Annotated in this window: 2 protein-coding genes; both read left to right on the top strand. The window is 75.1% G+C overall.

The features are described 5' to 3' along the window. Positions 1–3: 3 nt before the first annotated feature. Complete coding sequence (locus AB0M93_RS03365; protein WP_364267889.1) at positions 4–4,455, top strand: SDR family NAD(P)-dependent oxidoreductase; 4,452 nt, start codon at positions 4–6, stop codon at positions 4,453–4,455. A gap of 8 nt (positions 4,456–4,463) precedes the next feature. After that, a complete protein-coding gene (locus AB0M93_RS03360) occupies positions 4,464–13,379 on the top strand; it encodes an SDR family NAD(P)-dependent oxidoreductase (RefSeq protein WP_364267887.1) in 8,916 nt (2,971 codons plus the stop codon). Positions 13,380–13,410: the final 31 nt, after the last annotated feature.

The following is a 13,410-nucleotide window of genomic DNA, read 5'->3' as shown; positions in this document are numbered from 1 at the left end:
GTTATGACCGGCGAAGACAAGCTTCGCGACTACCTGAAGCGGGCGACGGTCGAGCTCGCGGGCGCGCGCAAGCGGCTCGCCGAGTACGAGGCCCGCGAGAGCGAGCCCATCGCCGTGATCGGCATGTCCTGCCGGTTCCCCGGCGCCCCGGACGTCGGCTCGTACTGGAAGCTGCTTCGCGAGGGCCGGGCCGCGGAAGTCGGCGACGTGCCCGACGGCCGGTTCGACCACCGGCCCGGCACCCGCCGCCGCGGCGCGTTCCTGTCCGAAGTGGACGGCTGGGACGCCGGCTTCTTCGGCTACGCCCCGCAGGAGGCGCTGCGGATGGACCCGCAGCAGCGGCTGCTGATGGAGCTGGCGTGGGAGGCGATGGACGACGCCGGCACCCCCGCGCCGCAGCTCAAGGGCACCCGCACCGGCGTGCTCCTCGGCTTCTCCGACGCCTTCCAGTACGGCCAGGTGGAGGCGGAGCGCGAAGGCACCGGCGTGTACGCCGACCCGTACATGGGCCAGGGCAGCCTCGCCAGCGTCGTCGCTGGGCGGCTGGCGTACCACTTCGACCTGCGCGGGCCGGCGTTCTCGCTGGACACCGCGTGCTCGTCGACGCTGGTCGCCGTGCACCTCGCGGCCCGCGCGCTGCGGACGGGCGAGTGCGACTACGCCCTCGCCGGCGGCGGGTTCCTGGCGCTGCACCCGTTCCTGTACGTCTACAGCAGCCGCAACGCGCTGCTGTCGCCGACCGACCGCTGCCACACGTTCGACACGAGCGCCGACGGCTACATGATGGGCGAGGGCGGCGGGATGGTGGTGCTGGCCCGGCTGTCCGACGCCCTGCGCGACGGCCACCGCATCCGCGCGGTGATCCGCGGCTCGGCGGTGAACCAGGACGGCCGCAGCAACGGCCTGACCGCACCCAACCGCGGCGCCCAGGTCGACGTGCTCCGCCGGGCACTGGCCGACGCGGGTGCCGCCCCGGCCGACGTCGACTTCCTGGAGGCGCACGGCTCGGGCACGCCGCTGGGCGACGAGATCGAGCTGGGCGCGCTGGGCGATGTGTTCGGCAGCCGTCCCGCGGATCGGCCGCTCACGGTCGGGGCGGTGAAGACGAACATCGGGCACACGCACACCGCGGCCGGGATCGCCGGGCTGATCAAGACGGTACTGGTGCTGGAGAACGGGGAAGTCCCGCCGAACCTGCACATGAGCGACCCGGCGGAGCAGGTGCTGGCGAACCCGGCCGTGCGGCCCGCCACGGGCCTGGCCGCCCTGCCGGACCACGGCCGCCCGGCGGTGGCGGGGGTCAGTTCGTTCGGCTGGTCGGGCACGAACGCCCACCTGGTCCTGGAGGCCGCACCGGCTTCCGACCTGCCGCAGCCGGTCGTGAGTGAAAAAGCGGGTTCTAACCCTCCTTACCACTCACGACCGGGTGTGGTGCCGCCGGTCGCCGAGCTGATCCCGGTCTCGGCCGCGTCGGCGGCTGCGCTGAGTGCGCAGCTCACCCGCCTCGCCCGAGCGGCCGGTGATGTCCCTTCAATCACGCAAGATGTCCCCGCAATCACGCGAGATGCCGCTTCGATCACGAACCTGACCCTCGCCGACCTCGCGCACACCCTCCGCGCCGGCCGCGCCCACCTCGACCACCGCCGGGCCGTGGTGGCCACCGATCTCGCCGACGCGGCCCGGCAGCTCACCGCCGCCCCGGCGTCCCCCGGCGTGCACCGCAAGCCCGGCAAACCCCGGGTCGCCTTCCTGCTCCCCGGCGTCGGGGACCAGTACCGCGGCCTGGCCACGCAGCTCTACCGCGACGAACCCGTCTTCGCCCAAGCCGTCGACGAATGCTGCACCATCGCCGCCGACCGGTGCGGCGTCGACCTCGAGGCCGCCTTCTTCGCGGAACCCCGAACGATCGAAGCGTCGTTCTTCGGGACGGCTCAGGAAGACGAACTCCTCGACCGCGCCGAGGTCGCCCACCCGCTCCTGTTCACCGTCGAGTACGCCCTCGCCCAGTTGCTCGCGGCCCGGGGTGTCCAGCCCGACCTGCTCGTCGGCTACAGCCTCGGCGAGTACGTCGCCGCCTGTCTCGCCGGGGTCTTCACCCTCGCCGACGCCCTGCACGTCGTCACCGGACGGGCCCGGCTGATCGGGCGCGCCCCGGCCGGGCGGATGCTCGCCGTCGCCGGGTCCGCCGATCAGGTCGCCGCGGCGATCAGCGGAACGAACGTGGACGTCGCCGCCCTCAACGGCCCGCAGATGACCGTCCTCAGTGGATCGCCGGCGGACGTCGAAGCCGCGGCCGCGCAACTGAAAAACGCCGGCCTCGCCGCGCGGGCCCTGCGCTCGGCCCACCCGTTCCACTCGACGCTGCTGGAAACCGCCCGGGACGAGCTGGCCGCGCTGGTCGCCTCCGTCCCCCGGCAAGCGCCGCGGATCCCCATCGTCTCGAACGCGACCGGCACCGTCCTCACCGACGCTGAAGCCGTCGACCCGCAGTACTGGGCCGGTCACCTCTGCCGCCCGGTGCGGTTCGCCGACGGCGTCCGGCACTGCGCCGGCCAGGAAGTCGACGCCTACGTCGAGCTCGGCCCGGGCCAGACCCTCGGCGGGCTCGTCCGCCAGAACCTCGCCGGCGCCCGGCCCGCCGTGCTCGGCACCCTCCCCGCGCCCTGGCCCGCCGAGAACCGCCCGGCCGAACGCACCGCGCTGCTGGAAACCCTCGCCCGGCTGTGGGAACTCGGCGTGCCAACGGACTTCACGGCCCTCCGGAACGGCGGCCGGACCGTGTCCCTGCCCGGCTACCCGTTCCAGCGCACCAAGTTCTGGCCCCAGGCGACCCGCACGCAAGCCGAACCGGTCGACGAGACCGGCCGGCTCTACGCGCCGGTGTGGCGCCTGGACCCCACCCGCCCCACCGCCACGCCGCACGGCTCGCTGATCACCACGAACGGCGAACTCGCCACGCTGGCCGCGCAGGCGGGGATGACCGTCGGCACGGACCCGGCCAAGCTGCCCCAGCCGGTGCACGTCGTCCACGACGGCGGGTTCGACGACCTCCTGCGGACCGTCCAGGCCCTCGAAGGCCACGACGTCCGGCTCCTGACCGTCACCACCGGCGCGGCCGAGATCACCGGCGGCGACCTCACCGACCCCGACGCCGCCGGCGTGCACGGCCTCGGCCGCGGTGTCCGCGCCGAGTACCCCGGCCTGCGGTGGCGCGGCGTCGACGTCGAACCCGGCACGCCGGCCGAACACCTGCTCGACGAGCTCGCCCGGCCCTGGACCGACGACGCGGCAAAAGAACCGATACTCGCGGGCTGGCGCGGCGGCCGCCGCCGTCTCCAGGAGTACACCGAGATCACGCTCGGCGACGCCACCCCGGACTGGGGCGGCACGCACGTGATCACCGGCGGCACCCGCGGCCTCGGCATGATCGTGGCCAAGCACCTCGACGGCCACGGCGCCCGCAAGCTCGTCCTGATCAGCCGCACCGGCGAGGCGGACCAGCGCGACCTCGCGGAGCTGACGGCCGACGTGCTGGTGCTCAAAGCCGACACCGGCGTCCCGGAGCAGCTGGCCGGAGCCCTGGCGGAAGCCAGGAAGCAGGTCGGCGAGTTCGACTCCATCGTGCACGCCGCGGGCCTGCCGGGCGGCGGCCTGACGCAACGCCGCACCGCCAAGGACATGCACCGGACGCTCGCCCCGAAGGTCCGGGCGATCCGCCCGCTCCTGGACGCACAGCCGCGGCGTCTGGTGCTGTTCTCCTCGATCGTCACGGTCGTCGGCGGCATCGGCGAAGCCGACTACTGCGCGGCCAACAGCGTCCTCGACGCCCACGGCGCCGCACTGTCCACATCGGACACGCAAGTCGTGACCGTCGCCTGGGGACACTGGCAGCACGACGCCTGGGCCGACGCGGCCACCGGCGAAGCCCGGCTCGCCTACCGCCGCCGCTACGGCTTCACGGCCGAAGCCGGCTGCGCCGTCCTGGACAAACTCGCCGGGAACGGCTTCCGCGGCACGGTCGTGGCGCTGCGCCAGGACCTGCCGGCGGCCCGTCGCGAGCTGGCCGCGCTCAACGACCTCGGCGGGCTCCTCGAAGCGGCGCCGACGCCGAAGTCGCGCTACCCGCGGCCGCCGTTGCGCACCGAGTACGCCGCCCCGCGCGGCGAGCTCGAGACCGACATCGCCGGCGTCTGGGGCGAGTTCCTCGGCATCGACGCCGTCGGCGTGCACGACCCGTTCTTCGACCTCGGCGGCAACTCGCTGGTCGGCATGGCCATGGTGGCGGCGCTGGAGAAGCGCCTCGGCCTGCCGATCGCGCCCGCCGTCCTCTTCGGCCACCCCACCGTGGCCGCCTTCGCCGCCGCCCTGACCGACACCGACTCGCCCGCCCCGCGGGCGGCGACCACCGGATCCGCGCGGGGCCGGCGCCGCCGCCTGGCCGGCACCCGGAAATGAGGGACACCGTGACCGACACCAGCAGCGAACTCTCCCCCACGGACATCGCCGTGGTCGGCATGGCCGGCCGCTTCCCGGGCGCCGACGACGTCGGCACGCTCTGGGAGACCGTCCGCGCCGGCCGCTCCGGCATCACCCGCTTCACCGACGAGGAGCTCCTGGCCGCGGGCGTGCCCGCCGACCGGCTCGGCGACCCCGCCTACGTCAAGGCGGGTGCCGTCGTCACCGGCGTCGAGAACTTCGACGCGGGCTTCTTCGGGATCAACCCGAAGGAGGCCCAGATCCTCGACCCGCAGCACCGGCTGTTCCTGGAGCACAGCCAGCACGCGCTGGAGGACGCGGCCTGCGACCCGGCGCGGTTCGACGGCGCGATCGGCGTGTTCGCCGGCTGCGCGTGGAGCACCTACCTGACCCACAACCTGACCCCGGCGGACGCGGCCCGCGAGATGGGCGAGATCGCCATCGCCCTCGGCAACGACAAGGACACCCTGGCCACCCGGGTCTCGCACACCCTCGGCCTGTCCGGACCGGCCTTCAGCATCCAGAGCGCCTGCTCGACGTCGCTGGTCGCGGTCTGCGTCGCGGCGAGCAGCCTGGCGAACTTCGAATGCGACGTCGCACTGGCCGGTGGCGTGTCGATCGGCGTGCCGCACCGCGTCGGCTACCTGTACCAGCAGGGCGGCATCGCGCCGCCGGACGGCGAGTGCCGCGCGTTCGACGCCGCGGGGCTCGGCGCCCCGCTCGGCGGCGGCGTCGGCGTGGTCGCGCTGCGGCGGCTGGAGGACGCGCTCGCCGACGGCGACCGGGTGTACGCGGTGCTGCGCGGCTGGGCGGTCAACAACGACGCCGGCCGCAAGGTCGGCTTCACCGCACCCGGTGTCGAGGGGCAGGCCACGGTGATCGCCGAGGCGCTCGCCGCGGCCGGGCTGGAGCCGGCGGACATCGGGTACGTCGAGGCGCACGGCACCGGCACCGCGCTCGGCGACGCCGCCGAGATCGCCGCGCTGCAGCAGGTCTTCGCGGGCGAGTCGGTCCGGATCGGCTCGGTGAAGACCAACGTCGGGCACCTCGACCGCGCCGCCGGCGTGACGAACCTGATCAAGGCGGCCCTCGCGCTGCACCACGAGGAGATCCCGCCGACGCGCAACCTCGGCACGCCGAACCCGCAGCTCACCGCGGGGACGGCCGAGCTGACCGTGGTCACCGAGCGCACGCCGTGGCCGCGTACGGACACCCCGCGCCGCGCCGGCGTCAGCGCGTTCGGCATCGGCGGCACCAACGCCCACGTCGTGCTGGAGGAGGCGCCGCTGCAGGTGCCCACCGCGGCGACCGGCCCCGAGCTGCTCGTGTGGTCGGCGCGTTCGGCCGCCGCAGCCGACGCGGCCACCGCGAACCTCGCCGCCCACCTGGCCACCTCCGGCGACGCGCTCGCCGACGTCGCCCATACGCTCCAAAGTGGGCGGACGACGTTCGGGCACCGCCGGATGCTGGTCGCGGCCTCGGCGGCCGAGGCGGCGCAAGCCCTGCGCGAAGGAGCCGTGTCGGCGTCGAGCGACGCCGACACCGGCCGTCGCGTCGGGTTCCTCATCGCGGGCACCGGCGAGCAGTACCCGGGCCTGGCCGCCGAGCTGTACGAGACGGCGCCGGTGTTCCGCGCCGAGCTGGACCGCTGCCGCGCGTTGCTGGACACGGACTTCCTGGCCGAGATGCTCGGCGAGCGGGAGACTTCGGGCGGCCTTGCCGCGCTGCTGGGCCGCACCACCGGAACGGACCGCCCGGGCGACCGCACCGACGTGCTGCACCCCGCGCTGTTCGCCGTCGAGTACGCGCTGGCCCAGCTCGTGCGCTCGTGGGGCGTCGAGCCGAGCGTCCTGGCCGGCTACAGCCTCGGCGAGTATGTGGCCGCGTGCCTGGCCGGGGTGTTGTCCCTCGAGGACGCGCTGAAGCTCGTGGCGCACCGGGCGAAGCTGATCGCCGCGCTGCCCGGCGGCGCGATGGCGGCCGTGCCGCTGGCCGCCGGCGACGTGCGCGCCCGGATCGCGGGCACCGGCCTGGACATCGCCGCGCTCAACGGCCCGCAGCTGACCGTCGTGTCCGGCACCGCCGAGGCGATCGCCGGGCTGAGCGCGTCGCTGGCCGCCGACGAGGTGCCGTGCCGGCCGCTGGCCACCACGCACGCCTTCCACTCCCGGCAGCTCGCCCCGCTGCGCGACGAGCTGACCGCGTGGGTCGCCGCGAACATCACGCTGAACGCGCCGGCCATTCCCTACGTCTCCAACGTCACCGGCGAGCTGGTCACCGAGGCACCCGAGCCGGCCTACTGGGCCGAGCACATGTGCGCCCCGGTCCGGTTCGACGACGCGCTGGCCACCCTGCTGGCCGACGAAGACACCGTGCTGCTGGAGCTCGGCCCGGGCCGCTCGCTGGGCGCGATGGTCCGCGGGCACCGGGCGTGCCCGCCGAAGCGCTGGGCCTCGGTCGTGCCGACGCTGCCCGGCGCCGACGACCCGGTGCCGGCCACCACGGCGCTGACCGAGGCAGCCGGGCGGCTGTGGCTGGCCGGCGTCGACCTCGGCTGGACCGGCGTCCGCGGCGGCCGCGAAGCCCGGCGGGTCGGCCTGCCCGGCTACCCGTTCCAGCGCGAGCGCTACTGGATCGACGCGCCCGGCACCGTCGCCCCGGAGGTCCCCCGGCTCACCGCCGAACCCGACGAGCACGTGCAGCTGCTGACGCCGTCGTGGCGGTCCCAGCCCGCGCCCGCCGCCGGGAGCACCGGCCGGGTCGCGATCCTGCCGGACACCGGCGGCGTCGCCGCGGCCCTGACCTCGCTGCTCGGTGACGTGGTCGACGTGGCCGAAGCCGACACCGTCGTCGACCTGTCGGTGCTCGACCTGGACGAGGACGTCGCCGCGGTGCACGCGGTGTCCCGGACCCTCGCCGCCGCGGCGGGTGACGGGTCCCGCGCGGTCCGGGTGCTCGTCGCCACCCGCGCCGGTCAGGCGGCCGGGCCCGGCCCGGTGCGCCCGGCGCAGGCGGCGGTGGGCGTGCTGCCGGTCGTCGCGAACCAGGAGTACCTGAACCTCGACGCGGGCACCGTCGACCTCGACGCGGCCCACAGCCCCGCCGAAGCCGCGGCCGTGCTGGCCGCGGAGCTGCGCTCCCCCGGCACGCCGCTGGTGGCCTACCGCGGTGACGAGCGGCTCGTCCCGGACTACCGCCCGGGCCAACCGGCCGGCGCGCCGGCGATCCGGCCGGGCGGCAGCTACCTGATCACCGGCGGCCTCGGCGGCGTCGGGCTCACCGTGGCCGAGCACCTGGTCACCCGGGGCGCGCGCCGGCTGGTGCTGGCCAGCCGCAGCGGGGGCACCGACGCGGCCGTGGCCCGGCTGCGCGCGCTGGGCGCCGACGTGCACATCCCTCGCGTGGACGTCGGCGACCCGGTCGCGGTGCGGGCCCTGCTCGCGGACCACCGCTTCGACGGCATCGTCCACGCCGCCGCGGACTCCGACCCGGCGGGCTTCCGCCCGCTGTCCGAACTGGACGAACCGGCGATCGCCCGGCACTTCGCGGCGAAGGTCGGCGGCGCACGGGTGCTGGGCGCGGCGCTGGCCGAGCTGCCCGCCGCGGACCGTCCCGAATGGACACTGCTGTTCTCGTCGACGTCGGCACTGCTCGGCGGGGTCACCTTCGGCAGCTACGCCGCCGCCAACGCGGCGCTGCTGGCCGAGGCCCACGGCCGGCCCGGCTGGCTCGCCGCCGCCTGGGACACCTGGCCGGGCACCCTGGACCGGCTGGACGGCCGGCTCGGCGCCACCATGGCCAAGCACGCCATGACGCGGACGCAGGCCCTGACCGCGTTCGACCGCCTCACCGCCCACCCGGGCGCCGCGGTGGTCGTCGCCGCGGGCGGGCTGGCCGAACGTCTTCCGGGCGCCGCGGTGGCCCCGGTCGCGACGACGACCGCGGACCGGTTCCCCCGCCCCGATCTCCCGCAGCCGTACACCCCGCCGATGACCGCCACCGAACGCGGCCTCGCCGAAGTCTGGTCGTCCGTGCTGGGTGTGGAGCCGGTCGGCACGCGGGACAACTTCTTCGACCTCAACGGCAACTCGCTGCTCGCCCTGCAGATGCTGGCGCTGGTGAAGGAGCGCTTCGGCGTCGCCATCCCGACCGTGACGCTGTTCGAGCTGCCGACCGTGCAGGCGCTGGCCGCCACCCTCGACGAACAAGCACCGGTGGTGACCCCGGCCGCGCCGATCACCGTCGCGGACCCGGACGACGACGAGCTGGACCGGCACATCGCCATCGTCGGCATGGCCGGCCGGTTCCCCGGCGCCGGCACGGTCGACGAGTTCTGGCGCAACCTCTGCGACGGCGTCGAGTCGATCACCTTCTTCAGCCCCGACGAGCTCATCGCCGCCGGTGTCGACCCGGCTCAGGTCCGCGACCCGGCCTACGTGCCGGCGCGGCCGGTGCTCGACGACGTCACCGGCTTCGACGCCGCGTTCTTCGGCCTCAGCCCGCGGATGGCCGCGCTGACCGACCCGCAGCAACGGCTGTTCCTCGAGGTCTGCTGGGAAGCGCTGGAGCAGTCCGGGTACGCCCGGCCCGGCGACGAGCGCGGCCGGGTCGGCGTGTTCGGCGGCTGCAACCTCTCGACGTACCTGCTCGGCATCGCCAACCAGTTCACCTCCGATGCCGACGCCAGCATCTACGAGCTGGTGATGGGCAACGACAAGGACGCGCTCACCACCACCGTGTCCTACCTGTTCGACCTGCGCGGCCCGAGCATGGCCGTGCAGACGTTCTGCTCGACGTCGCTGGTCGCGGTGCACACCGCGATGCGCAGCCTGCGGGCCGGCGACTGCGAGATGGCGCTGGCCGGCGGCGTCTCGGTCCGCGTCCCCGACCGGATCGGGCACCTGCACTCCCCCGGCGGCCAGGAGTCGCCGGACGGGCACGTGCGCACCTTCGACGCCCAGGCGCACGGCAGCATGTTCGGCGACGGCGCCACCGTCGTCGTGCTGAAGAAGCTCGGCGCGGCCCTGCGCGACGGCGACCACATCTGGTCGGTGATCCGCGGCTCGGCGATGAACAACGACGGCGCCCTCAAGGTCGGCTACACCGCCCCGAGCGTGGGCGGGCAGTCGCGGGTGATCGCCGACGCCATGGCGGACGCACGAGTCGCGGCCGAGGACGTCGGGTACGTCGAGGCCCACGGCACCGCGACCGAGCTGGGCGACCCGATCGAGGTCGCCGCGCTGACCCGCGCGTTCGGGGACACGGCCGAGAAGCAGTACTGCGCCCTCGGTTCGGTGAAGCCGAACGTCGGGCACCTCGACCGCGCCGCGGGCACGGCCGGGCTGATCAAGGCGTCGCTGGTGGTCCGCGAGGGCCTGATCCCGCCGACGCTGCACTACACCGCGCCGAACCCGGAGATCGACTTCGCGCACAGCCCGTTCCGGGTGGCAGCCGAGCTCGCGCCGTGGAACACCGACGGCGGCCGGCCCCGGATCGCCGGGCTCAACTCGCTGGGCATGGGAGGGACCAACGTGCACGTCGTCGTCGAACAGCCGCCCGACCGGCCCGCGCCGCCACCGGGCGACCCGGACACCGAACGCCGTTACCAGGTGCTGCCGGTGTCGGCCCGCACCGCGGACGCCGCCGACGCCGCGGCCCGGCGCCTCGGCGAGCACCTCGCCGGGACCCCGGACGCGCGTCTCGCGGACGTCGCGTTCACTTTGCAGGAGGGGCGCAAGACGTTCGAGCACCGGCGGGTCGCCGTGGCGTCCGATGTGGACGGTGCGGTCGCGACGCTGACCGGCGCGCCCGCCGCCCGGGTCGAGCCGGTGCAGGGCCGGCCGGTGGCGTTCCTCTTCGCCGGCGTCGGCGAGCAGTACCCCGGCCTGGCGGGCGAGCTGTACCGGCGCGAGCCGGTGTTCCGCGCCCACCTCGACGAGTGCCTCGCCCACCTGGACGCCGACGGCGACCTCGTCACCGGCGTCCGGGGTGGCGGGCCGAGCCTGGCCGCGCTGCTCGGCCGCGGCGGCGACGAGGACCCGCGCGCCGACCGGCTGCAGCGGACGGAACTCGCGCAGCCGCTGATGTTCGCCGTCGACTACGCCCTCGCCCGGACGCTGATGGACTGGGGGCTGCGGCCCGCCGCGATGCTCGGTTACAGCCTCGGTGAGTACGTCGCCGCCTGCCTGGCCGGGGTCCTCTCGCTCGAGGACGCCCTGGCGCTGGTCGCCAAGCGCGCGGAGCTGATCGCCGCGCTGCCGGGCGGTTCGATGGCCGCGGTGCCGCTGTCCGCCACGAACCTGGAGGCGCGCTTCGACCTCGCGGGTATCGACATCGCCGCGGTCAATGGCCCGGACCTGGTCGTGGTGGCCGGGGAGACCGCGGCGGTCGACCGGCTCGCGCAGGACCTGCGGGCCGCGGACGTCCCGTGCCGTCCGCTGCGCACCAGCCACGCGTTCCACTCGCGGATGCTGGCGCCGGCCGCGACCGGGCTGACCGCGTGGATCGCCGCGAACGTCACGCTCACCGCGCCCGAGCTGCCGTACCTGTCCAACGTGACCGGCGAGCAGGCGACCGCCGAGCTGGTCACCGACGCCGCCTACTGGGCGCGGCACATGTGCGAGACCGTCCGGTTCGCCGACGCGGCCACCGCACTGCTCGCCGACGAGCACCTGGCCGTCGTCGAGATCGGCCCCGGCCCGTCCCTGGGCGCGCTGCTGCGCGGCCTGAGCCCGGCGACGCGCTGGCCGCTCATCACCGCCACGCTGCCCGCCGCCGACGACCCGCGGCCGGCCGACGAAGTCCTCACCGACGGCTTGGCCCGGCTGTGGCTGCTCGGCGCGGACCTCGACTGGTCCGCCTACCACGGCCGTGGCACGGCGACGCCGGTGTACCGCGGGTCCGCCCCGGGCCGCGTGCCGCTGCCGACCTACCCCTTCCAGCGGCAGCGCTACTGGATCGAGGCGCAGCCTGCCGCCGCCGGCGGCACCCGGGTCGACACGCCCGCGGAGGGTCCGCTGGAGGAGTTCGACCGGATTCCGCTGCTGCCGGAGGAGCAGTGGATCAACCTGCCCACCTGGCGCCAGACCTCGGCCGCGCCCGCCGCGCCGCGGCCCGCGTCCTGGCTGGTGTTCGCCCGTCCCGGCCGCGCCGAGGACGTCCTCGACGGGATCCGCCGCACCGGCGACCCGGTGACCGTGGTCCGGCCGGGGGCGGGGTACCGGCCGGGCCCGGACGCCACCGTCCGCCCCGGCGACGTCGGCGACCTGCTGCAGCTGCTGCGCGACCTCAAGCGCGGCGGCACCCGGCTCGACCGGGTCGTGCACCTGTGGAACCTCGACGACGGCGACCAGCTCACCCTCGGCCTGCACACGCTCGTCGCGCTGGCCCGCGCCGCCGGCGAGCTGGGCCTCGGCGGCTGGACGCTCGACCTGGCCGCCACCGGCACCCAGCGCGTCCTGCACGACGGCGAGCTGCGGCCCGACGCGGCCACGCTCACCGGCCCGAACCTGGTGATCCCGATGGAGTACCCGGGTGTCCAGACGCGACTCATCGATGTCGACGCGGCCGCCGGTGCCGCCGCGGTGGTCGCCGAGCTGCACCGCCCGGCCCCCGGCCGCACGGTCGCGCTGCGCGGGTCGCGGCGCTGGCTGCCCGGCTACGAGGTCCTGACGCCGCAACCGATCGACCAGACCACGGACGTGCTGCGCGAGAACGGTGTCTACCTGATCACCGGCGGTCTCGGCGGGATCGGGCTGGCGATGGCCGAGCGGCTGGCCCGCGACAACCACGCGAAACTGGTGCTGTTCGGCCGGCGCGGCCTCCCGCCGCGTGAGCGCTGGGCCGGGATCGCCGGCGGCACCGACGAGGTGCCCGGCACGATCCGCGACCGCGTCGACCACGTCCGGGAAATCGAGGCGCTCGGCGGCGAAGTGGTGGTCGTCGAGGGTGACGTCGCCGAGGAGGCCGACGTCCGGCGCGCGGTCGCCGTGGCCCTCGAGCAGTTCGGGGCGCTGCACGGCATCCTGCACACCGCGGGCGTGCCGGGCACCGGGCTGATGCAGTTCAAGGAGCCCGGCGACGCCGACCAGGTGCTCGCGCCGAAGCTGCCCGGCTCCCGGGCGCTCAGCGCGGCCACCGACGGGCTGGACCTGGACTTCGTCGCGCTGTTCTCGTCGATCACCTCGGTCACCGGCGGCGGGCCGGGCCAGGTCGACTACTGCGCCGGCAACGCGTGGCTCGACGCCTACGCCGCCTGCCACGGCGGCCGCACGGTGTCGATCTCGTGGGGCGAGTGGACCTGGAACGCCTGGGACGAAGGGCTTTCCGGGTACGAGGAGGACATCCAGACCTACTTCCGCGAGCACCGCGCCAAGTTCGGCATCGACTTCGACCAGGGCTGGCGCACGCTGCTGCGGGCACTGGCCTCGGGTGAGCCGCACGTCGTGGTGTCCACTCAGGACCTGGACGCGGTGACCGCCGTGGCGGCCCGGTTCAGCGTCGACGCGGTCACCTCCGCCGCGCACGGCGGTTCGACAGCCGACCGGCACCCGCGTCCGGAGCTCGTCACGCCGTTCCAGGAGCCCGAGGGCGACGCCGAACGCGCGGTGGCCGAGACGTGGTGCGAACTGCTGCGGCTGGACCGCGTCGGGGCGTCGGACAACTTCTTCGAACTGGGCGGCACGTCCCTGCTCGGCATCTCGCTGCTGGCGACGCTGCGCACGGTGTTCCCGGACGCGGAGCTGCCGCCGCACATCATCCACGAGGCCCCGACCGTCGCCGCGCTCGCGAAGATCGCCGCCGGCGACGCCGGGACCCCCGAACCCGCACCCGACACCCAGGCGCAGGGACAGCTGCGCCGCTCCGGCATCAAGGCCGCGGCCGCCCGACGGCGCCGGGCCTGAAACCAGAAGTCCGTACACCAGAAAGGGAACG

The sequence above is a fragment of the Amycolatopsis sp. NPDC051102 genome, from assembly GCF_040682815.1.
Taxonomy (GTDB): Bacteria; Actinomycetota; Actinomycetes; order Mycobacteriales; family Pseudonocardiaceae; genus Amycolatopsis.
Note: the sequence above shows the minus strand (reverse complement) of the source record. Positions and strands in the feature narration are given on the sequence as shown.